Source organism: Novosphingobium sp. ERW19 (assembly GCF_012641315.1).
GTDB lineage: Bacteria > Pseudomonadota > Alphaproteobacteria > Sphingomonadales > Sphingomonadaceae > Novosphingobium.
Map to the genome: position 1 here is coordinate 550,254 of NZ_JABAIC010000001.1, position 16,159 is coordinate 566,412.

Here is a 16,159-nt window from a genome sequence, read left to right on the forward strand (position 1 = left end):
TTCAGGGGAGCATTGCCGCAACTGCGCGGCAACTCCCCGAGGCAGACGGCAACCGTCGGCGAGAGGGGGACAAGCCATGGACGCGGGATCGAAGGTTCGCATCGGGCAGATTGCCAAGGCGCTCCTCGCTGCTTGCGCGACCATGGCCTCGCCAACGGTTGCCCATGCTGCCACCGCACCCGCATCGGCAGAGGCGGCCGTGGTCATCCTCGAACCGGTTGGCGCCGGATTCTCGTTCGACATCCTGAGCGACGCCGTTTCCGCGGTGTTCCTCAATGGCGATGCGGGAGACTCGGTCTCGGTGCTGATGTCACCGCGCAAGCCGGGCCAGAAGGGCATGCCCCGTGACGCCAGCGGCGTTCTGGTCATGGCGAGCGGCGTCTACCGCATCGATCTGCTGCAACCGGCATCATCCGACGCACTCCTGCGCGGCGCAATACGCGGCAGTGTTCCAGGCGATCGTTCCATCCTGTTCCTCGCGCAATTCAACTGAGGGTCATAGAGCCATGAAGCGCAACCTCCTGATCATGCCGGGCCTCCTGACCTTGCTGGCGCCTGCAATGGCGGCTGCACAACAGGCACCGCTGCCGATTACCGCGCCCAAGGCGCAGGACACCCAGGTGACCGTCCCGGTCCAGGCGGCCGCGGCCAACATCAACATTACGCCCCGCCGCGTGATCTTCGATTCCACCAAGCGCACCGAAGCGGTCTACGTATTCAACCAGGGCACCACCCCGGTGACGGTTGACGTGGCGCTGGTCGACAATGCCATGCTGCCCTCTGGCGAGATCGTGCCGATGAGCCGCCTCGCAGAACGTGGAGCCGAGGGACTTGGCGCGAAAGTGCGATCGGCCAAGCCTTTCGTGCTCGCCGCGCCCAGCCGCCTGATCCTGCCGCCGGGCCAGGGCAAGACGATCCGCGTTCGTGCCACCTTGGCCGACACCGGCACGACTGCGGAGTACCGCACCCACCTCACCGTGACCACGGTGCCGCCCGCCGATGCGGGGCTGACCGCCGAACAGGCCGCCGCCGCCGAAAAGGGTGAGCTGGTTCTTCGCATTCAGTCGGTCTTCGGCATCTCGATCCCGCTGATCGTGCGGGGCGGCACGCCCGATGCAACCGGCGGAATTGGCGCGATAACGCCCGCCACCACGCGCGATGGCCCTGCACTTGCAGTCACCTTGCAGCGCAAGGGCACGACTTCGCTTTACGGCAATCTCGAACTGCGCACGGCCAAGGAAGTTGTCGGCGTGGCGCGAGGCATCGCAGTCTACCCGGAAGCTGACGAGCGCCAGGCCCTCGTGCCGCTGCTCCGCCCGCTCAAGCGCGGCGAAGTGGTGACCGCCACCTACAGCGCCGACGACGGGAAGAAGCCGGTCGAGATCGCCAGCGGAAGCTACACCGCCCCCTGAAATGACCGCTACGCTGGCCATTCTGGCCCTGGCCGCTGCCAACAGCAGCGCGCCAGCGGGACCGGCTGCGCCCGTGCAGGCCCCCGATCCGGTGGTCGGGTCGTCTGCGCTCGGCACAACGCAGGCTGCGAACGAGGACCTCCTGCTGTTTTCCGTGCAGCTTGACGGCACCACGATCAGCGAGGCTTTGACAGCCTATGGCGATCCCGCCGACCCGCTGCTGCCGCTTGGCGAGCTGACCCGCCTTCTCGAACTTCCGCTTGATATCGATGTTGCAAACCGTGTCGCATCGGGGCGTATCGGCGAAGGTCAGCGTCCGATCACCATCGACCTGAGGTCAGGCCAGGCTCTGATTGGCGGCAAGGTTGTCGCGCTGATTCCGCCCGACAGCCTCGTCTCCGAAACAGACATCTACCTGCGAGCCTCTCTGGTGGCCAAGCTGCTGCCGCTGAAGATCACGTCCATCGCCGACGAAATGATCCTCACACTCGAGGCCACGGAAAAGCTTCCCTTACAGGCACAGCGCGAACGCCTGGCCCGCATGGCAGGTCTGGCCGGCCAGCCCGAGACGCAGGACGATGCGATGCGCGTGGCAACGCCGTACTGCTGGGCCAGCGCCCCCGCTTTCGATTTCACGACCGAGCTTGGCTACAACAGCGAAGGCGTCAACGGCGGCGGCCGTGCAGTCACGCGGTTCGAGGGGCGGGTTGCGGGCGATCTGCTGAAAGCCGGCTTCAACGCCTGGATCGCCACTGACGATCACGGCGATCCGGTTTCGGCCCGCCTCGCCTTCACGCGCCGGTCCGAAGAAGGCCGGCTGCTCGGCTCGCTCGGCGGCACTTCGGCCGCGCTGGGCGATGTCTTCACGCCGTCGCAGGTCATCGGCGCGCGCAGCCTTGGCGGGGCGGGTTTCGCATTCTCCTCCTCGCGCCTTGACGAGGCGAGCGTGTTCCAGCGCATCAACCTGCGCGGAGAACTGCCGCTGGGATACGATGCCGAGCTCTACGTCAACGACATCCTGCGCTCTGCCCAGCGCGGTGCGGGGGTGCAGGGACGCTATGAATTCAACGATATCCCGCTGGTGCGCGGCCGAAACGCCCTGCGCGTCGTGCTTTACGGTCCGCGCGGAGAACGCATCGAACGCACCCGCGTGATCAACGTGGGTGGCGGCCAGCTTGCGGCGGGCAAGACCACTGTCGATCTCGGCATCGTCTCGCAGGACCGGACCGTAATCGACCTGTCTGATGCGAACCTCAGCGGCTTTGCCAAGGGCAAGGGCGATCTGCGCGCCACCTTCAACATCGCCCACGGCATAAGCGAGCACCTGACCTTTGCGGCCGGTCTGTCGCGCTTCACCGACTTTGGCGGCAGTTCACACGTCATCGGTTCGATCGGCACGCGCAACTCGCTGTTGGGTCTTGCGGTGCAGGCCGACCTTGCCAGCGACTTCGCAGGCGGGCGTGCAATTTCGCTAGGCCTTGCCGGACGCATCGCCGGCGTGAGCTTCCTTGGCCGCCATGTCGAGTACGGCGGGGGTTTTGCCGACGAAGCCAATACCGCTTTCGATCCGTCGCGCCCGATGCGCCGCTATAGCGAAGTGGTCTTCGACCTCGCTGTGCCGCTGCCGGGCTCGCTTGGCCTGCCGGTCTCCGGTCGGTTCGACCGCGCCGAGTTCGTCGACGGCAGCCAGACCCTCTCGGCCCGGGCACGCACCACGGCGAATGTGGGGCAGACCCTGTTCGCCATCGGTGCCGACTACAGCCACCGCACGCAGGGCGGCTTTTCCGACACTCGGATCAACGCCAATCTCGGCGCGATGCGGTTGATCGACTACAAGTGGCAGCTTCGCGCCACTGCCGATTTCGGGATCAAGCCCGGCACCCGGCTGGAAACGCTGGGCTTTGCCGCTGACCGCGCAATTGGCGATCGCTACAGCCTGCGCCTTGGCGCGACCCGCAATTTTGCTGGGCGCGATACGGCATTGCAGGCGGGCTTTACCGCCCGCTTGCCCATGGCGACGGCAACATTGGGCGGCGACTGGTCAACGAGCCAGAACCGCTGGCGAGTGGGCGTCCAGCTCAACTTCGGGATAGCGCGGGACCCGCTGCAGGGCCGCTATCGCGTTACACCTCCAGGTCCTGCCAACGGGGCAAGCGCTGCGCTCCTCGCGTTCATCGACGCCAATGCCAACGGTCGGCGCGATCAGGGCGAGGAAGCGGTGCCCGGCGTAGTGGTGCAAGGTGGCGGGCTGAAGACCGTGACCGACGGGCAGGGCCGGGCGTTCGTGACCGGCCTGGGCGATGGCAACATGACTTCGCTGCGCGCCGATATCTCGGGCACCGATACCGTCTTCGTGGCGCCGCCGCCGCAGAACATCACGTTTGCCGCACGTGCAGGGGGAGTTGCGCGGATCGACTTTCCGCTGGTGCCCACATCCGAGCTGGTCACGCGCATCCGCTTCCGCGGCCGCGATGGCGCGTTGAGCGGCCTGTCGGCGGTCAAGGTGCGGCTCGTTTCGTCCAAGGGCGATGTCGCATCCGGCATGACCGAGTTCGATGGCACTGTAGTGTTCGACGCGGTGAAGCCGGGCAAGTATGCAATCGAGATCGACGCCGACCAGGCCGCCCGCCTCGGCATGCGGTTGAAAGAGCCGTTGTTTGCAATAGTGGGTGCCGATGGACGGGTGGTTGATGTCAACGGTGAAGTCGCGTTCAACGAACACGTACAGATGGTGAAACGCTGATGATCCGCTTGCTGCTGACCGCGCTGTGCATCGTCTTGTTGCCGTTCGTGCCGATTTCGGCAGCGCATGCCCAGAGCTACACGGTCGACACGATCACTGATGCCAACTTCGGCGATATCGTCTCTGCCGCGTCCGGTCAGACGGTACTGCGGTCCAGCGCCACATCCGGATCGGTCACGGTGGTCTCCGGCTCGGGGGTGCGGCTGTCAAACACGTCCGCAAACGCCGAGGTCACGATTTCGTGCAGCAATACCTTTGCGTGCAATACCACGAATGTTCAGGTCACGCTGGCACTGGCCGGATCGCCTACGGGGCGCGTCGGATACATCACCGCGATCAGCCTTGCCAACGGCACCGCCACGGTTACCTCAGCCTACAGCGCGGGGAGCTATATCGTGATCAATCTGGCCCCCATTCCGCGCAGATCATCACGCACGTTCCTGATCGGCTTTGACCTGCCCGTAGACGGCAACGACTCTGCCGATCCGACAGGGAGCGCGACCAGTTCCTACCTGATCACCGCACAGCGCGCGACGGGCGGGGGATCGGATTCGCTTGTCGGCAACATCATTGCCAAGGTCATCCGCCCTGTCAGCATTGCCAAGACACAGGACCTGCAGTTCGGCTCGGTCACGCGGCCGACCAGCGGTTCGGGGGCTGTTACGCTGACGCCCGACGGCATTGTTTCGGTCACCGGGACCAATGTCCGCCGCTTTCCGTCGCCCGCTGCGACGGCGGCACAGTTCACGGTGAGCGGGGAAGGCGGTCAGGCGGTAACCGTTTCGGTGCCGACGACGATGACGTTGTCAGGCAGCGGCGGCTCGGTCACGGCCACATTGACCAATAGCGGGGGCGGCGCGCAAGTGTTAAGCGGTGCAACCGGCTCGGTCGGTACGGTCGATGTGAGTGTGGGAGGTTCCGTGCCGCTGTCGGGCTCCTCGGCGCTCGGTACGCTGACAGGCACCATGACGGTGATGGTGCAATACAACTGACGCGACGAGCGATCGCGCGCCTCACAGAACGAAGTGGTCTCCGGTCGCCCGGACAGTCACTTCGGAAATCGAGACGCCCCAAGGCTGGTCGATCGCGTGGATCACGGCATCGGCGATATGTTCGGGTGCAAGGCTGGCATAGTCGATGGCTTCGGGATCGAGCCGCTCCGCCGGGAACGTGCCTTGCGCCATCTGACCGACCATATCCATGAAATCCGGCATGTTGTGCGCAACGATGCCAATGCCGGCGGCCTGGTTGACCATAGTGCCGGAAAGGCCGGTTGTCGGCACACCGGTCGGCTTGATCGTGGTCACCTTGATCCGTCCGCGGCTTTCCACTCGCAGCGATTCCGAAAGGAAGTTCACCGCCGATTTCGACGCGCCATAGACCGCCGCGCCTATCACCGGGAAATTGCCGTAGATCGACGAGATGTTGACGATCTGCCCGCGTCCTGCCGCGATCATCGGATCGTAGGCGGCGACCATGCCGTTCAGCACACCCTTGATGTTGATGTCGATGCAGCGCTCCCAGGCGGGATAAGCCGCTTCGTGGTCCGAGAAGAAAGCCAGCGGCATGATCCCGGCGTTGTTGATCATCACGTCCACCGCGCCGTACGCATCGAGCGAAGCGGCGACCAATGCCTTGACCTGCGCCAGGTCACGCACGTCGACAGCCACTGCCTGCGCCTTGCCGCCTTCTGCAAGGATGGCATCGGCCACGCCTTGGGCAGCAGCAAGGTCGATGTCGCCCAGCGTGACGCTGGCCCCCATCCCCGCCGCCTTGCGCGCCACCAGGCTGCCAAAGCCTCCACCTGCGCCGGTAATGACGATCGACTTGCCGGCAATGTGTCCGCTCATGCGCTTGTCCTTCAAAGTGCCGACGGCATTGCGTCGATCAGGATCGTCTTCATCTCGAGGTAGGGAAACAGGCCTTCCGGGCCACCTTCGCGGCCAATGCCCGATTGCTTGAACCCGCCGAACGGCAGGCCGAAGTCCATGCGCAAGCCGTTCTGCCCGAAGCCGCCGGTGCGTACGCGCCGGGCGATGCGGTAGGCGGCGTCGGCGTCTGTCGTCAGCACCGAACCATTGAGGCCATAGGCGCTGGCATTGGCAGTGCGGATCGCGTCTTCCTCGTCCTCGACCGGGATCAGGCTGAGGACCGGGCCGAAGATCTCCTCCTGCGCGATCCGGCTTTCGTTCTTCACGTTGGCGAACAAGGTCGGTTCGATGAAATAGCCGCGGTTGAGATGCGCCGGACGTCCGCCACCGGTGACGAGATCGGCGCTGGCCCTGCCCTCCTCGATGTACATCTCGATGCGTTCAAGCTGGCGTTTCATCGCCACCGGGCCAAGCTGGGTTTCGGGGTCATCGGAATGGCCAATCCGGACCTGCCGCATTTCTGCGGCGATGGCTTCGGCCAGTTCGTCATGGCGGTGGCGTGGCACGATCACCCGACTGAGCATGGCGCAGACCTGCCCGCTCATCATCGTGATGGTGCCTGCCAACATCTTCGCGGCAGCATCGATCGGGAAATCATCGCGCACGATAGCCGCGGACTTGCCGCCCAGTTCCAGCGTGCATCGCGCCATCCGCGCCCCGCAGACGCTGGCGATGCGCTTGCCGGCAACGGTGCTACCGGTGAAGCTGACCTTGTCGACGCCCTCGTTGCAGACGAGATGGTCGCTCGCCTCACGGTGTCCGGTGACGAGGTTCACCACGCCTGCCGGAATGCCCGCCGCCTGCGCCGCCTCGGCGATGATATAGGCCTCGAGCGGCGTTTCCGGCGATGGCTTCATAATCACCGTGCAGCCCGTCAGCAGCGCATAGGCGACCTTGTTGGCCATGATCCCGAACGGGCCGTTCCACGGCGCAATCGCCGCGACCACACCTACCGGTTCATAGGCGATGAGCGCCGTATCCGCGGCCATGCTCGGGCGGCGTTCCACGAATTCGAACTGTTCGGCAAACCCGGCGATCTGGCCGAGCGCCATTACGCTGCCGCCATGCATCGGCCCGGCAAACGAGGCGAGCCCGCCCATCTGCGCTGTCCACGCCCGGGCCAGTTCCGGCACCCGTGTTTCAAGGTGGGCAACCATGCGACGGAAGGCAGCGATGCGCTCTGCCGGCGGCGTTGTTGGCCACGGGCCGTTGTCGAATGCCTCGCGCGCCGCGGCTACCGCCGCGTCCATGTCGGCAGCGTCCGCCTCGGCCACGCGGCCTACGACTTGCTCGGTATTGGGCGAGATGAGGTCAATCATCCGCCCGGAGTGGGCGGCCACCCACCGGCCGCCGATGAAGAGCTTGTCGGGATGGGCGACGTTAACGCCTTCGGGAGTCATGGCCTGGTGTCCTCTCACGCCTGCGCCAACGCGCATTCCACGCGCTCGATCAGGCCGTCCTTGATCGTGTAGAAGATGAACTGCCGCATTTCCTGCACTTCGCCCACCGCGATCGGGAAGAAGCCGTGCAGCCCGCGCGCGTCGAGCGCGTCGCGGGTCAGGTCATTCACCCCCTCTACCCGGATGACCGCATCGACGGCCGTCAGCGTATCGGAGCAGGCGAAGTTCAGAACGGTCACACTTTCCGTGACATGGTGGTGCAGGAATTCGTAGAAATCCTTAAGCGCCTGGCGCGAAAGGATTTCCACGCCGAAAAACGTCATCAGCGGCGGATCGACATAGAAATCGGCGACCGCATCATAGTCCTTCGCGTTGAACGCGCGGACATAGCGATCGTAGGCCTCGCGCGTCAGCACGGTATCTCTCCCCTTGGCGGCCGGATTCGGCTCACACCCAAACGCTAACATTTGATATGATGGGTGCCAAGCTGAAAAGAAAAGGGCGGCCATTGCTGACCGCCCCGTCCCCTCATGAACTTGCGTCCGATCAGAAGCGCTTCTGCACCGTGACCGCCCATTCGCGCGGACGCCCGACCTGGCTGTAGGCCGTGCCGGTGAAGGCATAGACCGCAGCGAAGCGGAAGGGCGTGTAGTATTCGTTGAACACGTTCTGCACTTCCATCGAGATCGACAGGTCCTCAGCCTCGTTCCGCCAGGTCAGGCGGGCGTTGCCGATGTCATAGGCGTTGAAGTATTCGATCGGCAGGCCTGCCGCGATGCGACCGGCGCTGGTCTTGCCGGTGTGCGCGAAGTCGAAGCGCGGCGTGAGCGAACCCGCGCTGCCGAGGTCGGCGCGATACTGGATGCCGAAGCTGTACTTCCAGTTCGGCGTTACGATCGGATCGGTCAGCAGGATCGCGTTGCCCACGCGCGGGTCGATGTTCTTGTAGTTGCCGGTCAGGTGGCTGAGCGAGGCATCGATATCGAGGCCTTCGATCGGCGAGGCCTGCATTTCAAGTTCGAAGCCCTTGATTCGGCCGTTGCCTGCGTTCTGGCGGGCACCGCACGGAGCCAGCGAACCCAGTGACGCGCAACTGATCAGCGGCAGCTGGATGTCGTTGTAGTCGTTGATGAACCCGGCGATGTTCAGGCGCAGGCGACGGTCGAACAGGTCGGTCTTCAGGCCCGCTTCATAGGCGGTCACCGTTTCCGGATCGAAGCTGCCGTTCAATGCCTGAGCGGCGTCGAACGGACGGGCAGTCACGCCACCGCCCTTGAAGCCGGTGCCTACGGTCACGTAGGCCAGCACCTCGGGGCTGAAGCGGTAGTCGGCCGAAACGCGCCAGTCTACGCGATCACCCTTGAAGGTCGCCGTCACGCCATCGAGCGCGCCGAGGAAGATCGAACGCGTGCCGTCATAGTTCTTGCGGACGAAGGTGTAGTCCTTGGCTTCCTCGGTGTAGCGCAGACCGCCGGTCACGGTCAGCCCCTCGATGGGGCGGGCGATGACCGTGCCGAACACGGCCTTGCTGTCGGCATTGACCGGATCGTTGCCGAGGAACTGGAAGTTCAGGCCCGGTGCGATGTAGCGGATGTCCTGGCGGGTGAAATAGACCGAGCGCTGGTCGGAATAGAAGCCGCCGACGGTGAAGTCGATATTGTCACCGATCTTTCCGTTGACGCGCAGCTCCTGGCTGAAGAACCAGAACTTGAGGTCGTTGTAGCCCTGGCCCGCAATGGCGAGGTCCGGCGTGAAGTCGTCGTCGGTACCCCACTTCTGGCGATAGTTGCGATAGGCGGTGATCGACTGGACGTTGAGAGAATCGCTCAGCCCGATGGTCATGTTGGCCGAGAAGCCATAGCCGTCGAACTTGAGGCGGTTCGGCATTTCGTAGCCCTGGCTAACGAAGCCGCCCGGAGGGGCATAGAAGTTCGCATAAGTGCAGAAGCGACCGCAGGCATAGGCGTTGGTGATGCGCGCCGGGTTGATCAGCGAAATCACTTCCGCAGCGTTGGTGCGCTCTTCATGCGTGTAGTCACCGATGATGACGAGATCGAAATTGTCGCCCGGATTGTAGCGCAGCGATCCGCGCAGACCGGCATAGCCCTTTTCACCCAGCTTATCGATCACGCAGTCCTGCCCGGAGCCGGGACGTGCGGTGATGCCCTGCGGGTTGCCGGGCTTGGCGCAGCCATAGTCGATCTGGTCGACATAGCCGTTCTGGCGCTTGTACACGCCCGAAACGCGGGCATAGAGGTCCTGCGCGAGGATGAAGTTGGCGCTGCCACGGATATCGACGCGGTTGCGGCTGCCGTAGACGGCCTCGACCATGCCCGAATTCTCGTCGGTCGGCTTCTTCGAGAACAGCTTGATCGCGCCGCCGATGGCGTTGCGGCCGGTCAGCGTGCCCTGCGGACCGCGCAGGACTTCGACGCGCTCAAGGTCAAGCAGGTCGAAGATCGAGCCGGTCAGCGTCGCATAGTAGACATCGTCCACATACATGCCGACGCCCGGTTCGTAGGCGGGGTTGAAGTCGAACTGACCGACGCCGCGAATGGCTGCCCCCAGCGAGGAACCATAGGCGCCGCCCATGGCGTTGAGCTGAACGTTGGGCGCCTGCTGCGCGATCTGGGCGATGTCGGTCTGGTTGCGCGAGGCGAGCAATGTTGCGTCAACAGCGGTGATCGACAGCGGCGTATCCTGCAGGCGCTGCTCGCGGAACTGCGCGGTCACGACGATCTCGCGCGCTGATTCCGGAGTGTTCTCATCCGCTTGGGCCTGGTCTTGGGCCTGGGCCTGCTGGGCCATGGCGGGCGTGGCCAGCCCGAGCGAAAGTGCAGCCAGGCTGCCTGCCGCAAGCAGGCGCACGTGTGACGTGGTACGATGGACTTGAGCCATATCCCCTCTCCTGTATGGTTCTCTCCGGAACCGGTTGCTGTTTGTTAGTAAGACATACTAATTAGCGCTTTGCAAGCCTAACATTTGCGACTGTTCCAGACTTCGCCGGGTGATGCAGTTCGGGCACACTTCGGCACTTGCCGAAGCCCGGGAACCGGGCAATACAGGCGGCCGATGGACACGCCGCCCGCACCAGTTCCCGCTGCCAACGCCGCGCTGCTCGATGGCGATGTCGCCTTGCTTGTCGACCTGCTCAAGCTTGGCACTTTCATCGGCACGCCGATGCGCGAAGGCGTGGCAGAGCCGCTCGGCCTCACCACTACCGACTTGCGCATCGTTCTTGCGCTCGGTGGCGAAGGCGAGCTTGCCGGGCATGACCTGTCCGAGATCATGGGCGTGCCGCCGATGAACGTCAGCCGGGCAATCGCCGCGCTCATGCAACGCGGCCTTGTCGAACCCGGCGCCAACCGCCGCAACCGCCGCCGCAAACCGGTACGGCTCACGCCTGCGGGGCAGGAACTGTTCGCACAGACCATTCCCGCGATGGCCCACGTCGGCGCCGATCTGTTCAAGGGGGTCCCGGCGCGCGACCGGGAAGCCTTCCGCCGCGTTGCCGCTGCCGTCCTTACGCGCATCGGTCGCTGGGGCGGTTGACCCGCCCCGACTCCTTTTACGGCCACTTCTTCTGCAGCTTGGTGAAATCGCCCACTGCGAAGGCCTTGGCCAGCACCGGGTGGGCAAAGCTCATCGCCACTTCCTGCCGGTTCGGCCAGGTCTGGCGCACGTCGGTATCGGGCAACAGGCGGTCCGGCCCGATCGGGTTCTCGGGGAAACACACCGCGGCGGGCTGCAGGTGGGCTACGGTCTTTGACCAGCCCGTCTCGTAATCGGCCTGCCACTGCATCATGTAGTCCAGCCGCTTGATCTTCCAGACACCGTCTTCCTTGACGTAGTCGTTCTCGTAGATCCCGCTTTCCCAGAACTGCTGCGGCATGCCCTCGGGCTTGTCCTTGAGGATGTCGTCGTGCCAGCCGCCTGCAAGGATGCCGCGGAAGCGGCCTTTCGCGCTTTGGCCGTCCTCGGAGATGGTGATCACGTCCTGCAGCTGGAAATGGTCGAGCAGCAGGCCATGCACCGGCCCGCGCCGTCCACCGGTAAAGAGGTTCTGGAACCACGTCCCATAAAGCCGCATCACCCCTTCGTAGCCGACGTATTCGCCTGACAGGAACACGACCGCGCCGTCCTTTGCGAACAGCCCGGCCACTTCCTCCGGCCGGTTGTAGTCGATGTAATAGCCATAGGCCCACTGCAGGCGGCGGATCGCGTTGAGATCCTCAAGCTCGGTCACGCGCGCTTCGAGCGCGGCAAGGCGGGCATTCACATCGGTCATGGCTCGACTCTCCCCAGAGTTCTTCGACAAGGCTAAAATTGTAAGTAACACTAACAAATGTTGCGTTGATTGCGAGAGGGAAAAATGAAACCGATCGCACCTTGCGCGCGAAATGCGCTGCGCTACTTTCCTCAGCCGACGGGAGCTGGAGAATCTGCGATGTGCGATGAGATCACCGAAGCCGAAAACACCGCATTCTTCCTCAATCGCCGCGAATTTGCCGGGCTCGGCGCAAGTGCCGCCGCGCTTGCCACGGTGCCGGGCTGCGTCACCGCCGCAGAAGCGCCGACCTCCAGCCGCATGGTCACGATCGACACGCCCGACGGCAAGGCCGACGCCTTCTTCGTCTACCCCACGCGCGGCAAGCACCCTGCCGTGATCATGTGGCCTGACATCGCGGGGCTTCGCGATGCCTACAAGACCATGGGCGCCCGCCTTGCCGCCGCCGGTTACGCCGTGCTGGTCGTCAACCAGTATTACCGTTCCAGCCCCGCCCCGATCCTTGATTCACTGATGGCATGGCGCACTGACGCCGGGCAGAAGAAGCTGAAGCCGATGATCGCCGCGATCACGCCGTCGGGCACCACGTCCGACGCTGCGGCCTTCGTGTCATGGCTCGACATGCAGAAGGAAGTGAACGCCAAGAAGCGCATCGGTTCAGCCGGCTATTGCATGGGCGGCCCCTTCACCGTGCGGACGGCCTTTGCCAATCCGGCCCGCGTCGGCGCGGCGGCGTCGTTCCACGGTGGCGGTCTCGTCGGACCGGAGGCTGACAGCCCGGTCAACCTGATCGGCAAGACCCGCGCCGCCTATCTCTTCGCCATCGCCAAGAACGATGACGAGCGCGCCCCCAAGGAGAAGACCCAGCTTCGCGCAGCCGCCGACGCTGCCAGCCGCCCTGCCGAGATCGAAGTCTACCCCGCCCAGCATGGCTGGTGCACTCTCGACGCCCCGATCTACGACCGTACTCAGGCGGAACGGGCCTGGGGCAGGATGCTCGACCTGTTCAAGGCGAATCTCTGACCCGCCTATTCGAACACGACGAACGGAGCCCAGACGTGCGGGTTTGCCGCGTCCGGCAGGTCCGGATCGACCATGGTGCGCAACATGGCCGTGCGTAGCGCCTGCGCCGGCTTTCGTCCTTTCGCAGCCTCCTTCAGCACGGTTCCGGCCAGTACCGCCGCGGCATCGTCGCGCACGGGCCAATGTGACAGCATCAGCGTTCGTGCCCCGGCATAGCGGAAGGCCTGTGCGAGGCCGGAATAGGCCGGGGCTGCCTCACCATCGCCAGCAGCCGTATTGCAGGCCGAAAGGATCACCCAGTCGGCATCAAGCCTGAGCGTCCCGATTTCCGACGCGGTCAGCACGCCATCGCTGCTTGCCCCCTGCTCCGGCCGGGCGAGGACGAGCGCAGGCTCGGTCACGCCTTCCATTTCCCCGGCGACCAGTGCGTGCGTGGCAAACAGCAGCACGCCGTACTGGTCCAGCCTGGTCTTCGCCAGTTGCTCTTCGCTGGCCTGATCGCCGGTCAGGACCGTGGCCTTGCCCACGCTGCGCGAGACGGCGTCCACCTCGGCCGAGCGCAAGGCGGGCAGCGAGGCAAGCGATTGCGCATCGGCCTGCCCCCCGCGAAACACGGCACTGGCCAGGAGCGGCCCCTTCCTTGCCGCTTGCGCATCGGCCATGCGGACGGTGCCGAACGGCGTAGGCGCGCCCAACGCCAGCATCGACGAACCCGCCAGCGCGCGCCGCGGCTGAACCGTGCGCGCCTGCAAGGACGCACCAGCCGACAAGGCGTAACGCATGACAAGAAACGGCGCCTTGCGATCGATCCTGTCGACCGGACGCTCCAGCAAGGTGGCAAACGGGATGGCCGCGGCATCACCGCCAGCGATGATCCGCAAGGCCCCTGTCTTGCGCAAAACCGGTGCTATGCCTGCAAAAATGGCGCGATAGAGTTCGTGTGACGTTGCCGCATCGAAGCTCCGCTGGTCGAGTGCGCGACGCAACCGAGCCGCGCTCGAAGCAAAGCTCGCGCGGCTAGGCTCCATCCGCTGCACCACGGTCCGGTCTGGCGAAACAAGCAGGACGAAGGCCGACGTCAACGCCGGAACCACCGCGAGGACCGCCTCATCGTTTGCCAGCGTGCTCCTGATGTCAGTGAGGGGCACGCCTTGGCGCGCAGTCAGCGCTGCCCAGGCAGGATAGCTGCTGGCGATACCGGCCCGCTCCTGCTCCAGCTTGGCAAGCGCCACATCTCGCGCCGAGCGGGCGGACTGCACGTCACCGCCATTACCCAGTAGCAGCAGATAGACCGAGTTGGCACGCCGGTAGGCCAGTTCGGCGTCCTGAAGCGTGCGAATGCGCGCCGACAGAACGGGGTCTGAAGTGCCCGCCCGTGCCGCGGCAAGCCGTGTCGCCCGCGCAACCTTCGAGCCAACCAGCACCTGCGACGCGTCGGCGGCCAGTTGGCCATCGCCATCACGCAGCGCCAGCCGCATCGCCAGTTCGAGCGACAGGCGATCTGCCAGCACGAGTTCACCATCCGCACTCGCATCGAGCCGGTCGGTCACTGTGCGAACAAGCGCAAAGCCCGGACTTGCTCCGCATTCGCCCGTCGCGACACCGAGCAGGGCGCCGATCGCGCATGATTGCGCCTTGCCCAGCACGGGTGCTCTGGGGCCTGAGGCGACCGCAAGGTGCGCAGTCGCGGCGGCAACCGCACCGGCTTCGTCGCCGCTATCAAGACGCGCCAGCGCAACCGCTGGGAGAAACGTTTCAGCCGCTCCAGCCGCTCTTGTCTTTTCCCATATTTCGTAGGCTGCATCCAGCGAACGACGCGCATCGGCCATTTTGCCCTGACCGAGTTGCGCGAACCCTAGGAAGGTCAGAGCTCGCAGGCGGTCGGTCGGCGCCGCGAGCGGGCCAAGCTTGTCCTGCGTCGACGTGGCGCCCGTCAGGACGCTCACGGCTTCGTCGTAGCGCCCGAGATCGGCCAGCAGCCCGCCCAGCGTTGTCAGGCTGGCGGCGAAGTTGACATCGCCGGTGCCGGTGGTGGCGACACGGATGTCCAGCGCGTGCCGCGCCACTTCTACCGCCTCGCTCCGCTTGCCTCCGCCGGCGAGCACGAGCGCCAGCGTCTCGACCGCGCGCACATGCCCCAGATCGGTTTGCGGCACATGTTGCTTGACCTGCTCTGCGGCAAGCCTTGCCATCGCCTCGGCCTCTTCAAGGCGCCCCGCGCGCGACAGGCGCAACGCCAGATTGTAGCGCGCGCTGATCGTCGCAGGATGAAACTCGCCCACCCCACGCACGCGGGCAGCGAGGCTTGCCTCCTGCGCCTTCACCGAAGCATCATACTGCCCGAGCTGCATGTAGGCGATCGCCAGCGTGTAGCCGATGTTGGACTCGCCCATGTCGAGCGCTGAAGACGACGGCACCTTGCCGCGCCGTTGCTCCAGATAGGCAGCTCCCTCGCTCAGCCGATCGGCCGCCTGCTGGAACAGCGCCCGCCGGATCGCCACGTCACCGGCCAGGGCAATCGCCTGCACGTAAGCGTCAGGGGCGAGATCGCGATAGGGCAGGATAACCTCGCGCGCGCGCTCGGCATCGGCCAGGGTCTTGTCGATGTCCCCTGCCTCCCGCGCGTATCCTGATCGTGACACAAGCGCACGGGCCAGATATGGTGCGGTATCCGGGCCTGCCGGCAAACCATCTGCCGCGGCGATGACGGCTTCGGCAGCTTTCAGGCTGGCATCGAAATTGGTCTGGTTGGGATTGGCATTTTCGCGGTTGATCGCCTCAGACAGCGCCTTGTCGAGCGTGGCCAGCTTGGCCGTGGGCTTTGCTGTGGCATGGCTCGGCACTTGTGCAAGACAGGCAAGGCCAGAAACAGCGACCAACATTGCCGTGCGCATTTCAGAAGCCCGCATCGATGCCCACCCCGGTCCAAAACCCTTCCGGCTTTCATGGATAAGCGAGCCATGCGAGGCTGTCGATCATCGACAAGCAGTCGGAGGAAGAGCGGCGAAAACCTGTACGCGCTAGCGCTGATCGCTGCGCTTCCGCTCAATCAGGAGCCACCACGGACCCGAGGCCATTTCTTTCAACTGTCGAAGTGTTCGCAGCATCAAAAGGCACCCCGGGATCTGGATCCCGGTGCCTGCAGCCGCAAGAGAAGAAATGGTGCCCAGAAGAGGGACCGTGACGTGCCGACAAGGCGTTACATCACAACGGTTTGCTGCCCTGATTCGCGAATTCGATACCGTCAAAAATACCGTTTCGCGCTTCTGCTTGGTCCTCGATGAGGACTCAAATTGCTGCGGACAGAGTTTCGACGCGCATTGCACCACACAGCATATGCTCGAAACCAGGCCCCGATCGGC

General features: G+C 64.7%; 12 protein-coding genes. 6 read left to right on the plus strand and 6 right to left on the minus strand.

The window, feature by feature from the left end; all coding sequences use genetic code 11:
- Window positions 1-76 precede the first annotated feature (76 nt).
- The 4 genes from HGI46_RS02810 to HGI46_RS02825 are packed head-to-tail and all read left to right on the plus strand — an operon-like array spanning window position 77 to window position 5,147.
- Window positions 77-493: a hypothetical protein gene (locus HGI46_RS02810; RefSeq protein WP_168902989.1), complete on the plus strand. Its 417-nt coding sequence runs from the start codon at window positions 77-79 to the stop codon at window positions 491-493.
- 13 nt (window positions 494-506) lie between these two features.
- Window positions 507-1,412, plus strand: a complete 906-nt coding sequence (locus HGI46_RS02815) for a hypothetical protein (RefSeq protein ID WP_168902990.1) — start codon at window positions 507-509, stop codon at window positions 1,410-1,412.
- 1 nt (window position 1,413) lies between these two features.
- Window positions 1,414-4,155 carry a hypothetical protein gene (locus HGI46_RS02820; protein ID WP_168902991.1) on the plus strand — a complete coding sequence of 914 codons (2,742 nt, stop codon included), beginning with the start codon at window positions 1,414-1,416 and terminating at the stop codon, window positions 4,153-4,155.
- Entirely contained in the window at window positions 4,155-5,147 is a 993-nt protein-coding gene (locus tag HGI46_RS02825; protein WP_168902992.1) for a DUF4402 domain-containing protein, read from the plus strand. Before HGI46_RS02820 ends, HGI46_RS02825 begins: the two co-directional genes overlap by 1 nt.
- Window positions 5,148-5,168: 21 nt before the next feature.
- Here HGI46_RS02825 and HGI46_RS02830 read toward each other — a convergent pair whose 3' ends face one another.
- From HGI46_RS02830 to HGI46_RS02845, 4 genes are all read right to left on the minus strand, one after another.
- Complete coding sequence (locus tag HGI46_RS02830; protein WP_168902993.1) at window positions 5,169-6,005, minus strand: SDR family oxidoreductase; 837 nt, start codon at window positions 6,003-6,005, stop codon at window positions 5,169-5,171.
- 11 nt (window positions 6,006-6,016) lie between these two features.
- On the minus strand, window positions 6,017-7,486 hold the full coding sequence (locus HGI46_RS02835) for an aldehyde dehydrogenase (protein WP_168902994.1): 1,470 nt from the start codon (window positions 7,484-7,486) through the stop codon (window positions 6,017-6,019).
- Window positions 7,487-7,500: 14 nt separating this feature from the next.
- Entirely contained in the window at window positions 7,501-7,902 is a 402-nt protein-coding gene (locus HGI46_RS02840; protein WP_346766661.1) for a ketosteroid isomerase family protein, read from the minus strand.
- Window positions 7,903-8,032: 130 nt separating this feature from the next.
- Entirely contained in the window at window positions 8,033-10,384 is a 2,352-nt protein-coding gene (locus HGI46_RS02845; protein WP_168902995.1) for a TonB-dependent receptor, read from the minus strand.
- A gap of 174 nt (window positions 10,385-10,558) precedes the next feature.
- On the opposite strand from HGI46_RS02845, the gene HGI46_RS02850 reads away from it, so the two are divergent.
- Window positions 10,559-11,038, plus strand: a complete 480-nt coding sequence (locus HGI46_RS02850) for a MarR family winged helix-turn-helix transcriptional regulator (RefSeq protein WP_118072431.1) — start codon at window positions 10,559-10,561, stop codon at window positions 11,036-11,038.
- Between the two features lie 16 nt (window positions 11,039-11,054).
- Here the strand turns inward: HGI46_RS02850 and HGI46_RS02855 are convergent, their stop codons facing one another.
- The gene (locus HGI46_RS02855; RefSeq protein WP_118072432.1) at window positions 11,055-11,774 is read right to left on the minus strand and encodes a nuclear transport factor 2 family protein; all 720 of its coding nucleotides are present in this window, start codon (window positions 11,772-11,774) and stop codon (window positions 11,055-11,057) included.
- Window positions 11,775-11,933: 159 nt separating this feature from the next.
- Here HGI46_RS02855 and HGI46_RS02860 point away from each other — a divergent pair, with 159 nt between their 5' ends.
- On the plus strand, window positions 11,934-12,797 hold the full coding sequence (locus HGI46_RS02860; RefSeq protein WP_168902996.1) for a dienelactone hydrolase family protein: 864 nt from the start codon (window positions 11,934-11,936) through the stop codon (window positions 12,795-12,797).
- 5 nt (window positions 12,798-12,802) lie between these two features.
- Here HGI46_RS02860 and HGI46_RS02865 read toward each other — a convergent pair whose 3' ends face one another.
- Entirely contained in the window at window positions 12,803-15,679 is a 2,877-nt protein-coding gene (locus HGI46_RS02865; RefSeq protein WP_168902997.1) for a CHAT domain-containing tetratricopeptide repeat protein, read from the minus strand.
- Window positions 15,680-16,159: the final 480 nt, after the last annotated feature.

Bases quoted from the DNA above. Each gene is read 5' to 3' on its own strand.
- HGI46_RS02860 (WP_168902996.1), top strand. From the start codon at position 11,934: ATGTGCGATGAGATCACCGAAGCCGAAAACACCGCATTCTTCCTCAAT.
- HGI46_RS02815 (WP_168902990.1), top strand. From the start codon at position 507: ATGAAGCGCAACCTCCTGATCATGCCGGGCCTCCTGACCTTGCTGGCG.
- HGI46_RS02845 (WP_168902995.1), bottom strand. From the start codon at position 10,384: ATGGCTCAAGTCCATCGTACCACGTCACACGTGCGCCTGCTTGCGGCA.
- HGI46_RS02825 (WP_168902992.1), top strand. From the start codon at position 4,155: ATGATCCGCTTGCTGCTGACCGCGCTGTGCATCGTCTTGTTGCCGTTC.
- HGI46_RS02830 (WP_168902993.1), bottom strand. From the start codon at position 6,005: ATGAGCGGACACATTGCCGGCAAGTCGATCGTCATTACCGGCGCAGGT.
- HGI46_RS02865 (WP_168902997.1), bottom strand. From the start codon at position 15,679: ATGTTGGTCGCTGTTTCTGGCCTTGCCTGTCTTGCACAAGTGCCGAGC.
- HGI46_RS02850 (WP_118072431.1), top strand. From the start codon at position 10,559: ATGGACACGCCGCCCGCACCAGTTCCCGCTGCCAACGCCGCGCTGCTC.
- HGI46_RS02820 (WP_168902991.1), top strand. From the start codon at position 1,414: ATGACCGCTACGCTGGCCATTCTGGCCCTGGCCGCTGCCAACAGCAGC.
- HGI46_RS02835 (WP_168902994.1), bottom strand. From the start codon at position 7,486: ATGACTCCCGAAGGCGTTAACGTCGCCCATCCCGACAAGCTCTTCATC.
- HGI46_RS02855 (WP_118072432.1), bottom strand. From the start codon at position 11,774: ATGACCGATGTGAATGCCCGCCTTGCCGCGCTCGAAGCGCGCGTGACC.
- HGI46_RS02810 (WP_168902989.1), top strand. From the start codon at position 77: ATGGACGCGGGATCGAAGGTTCGCATCGGGCAGATTGCCAAGGCGCTC.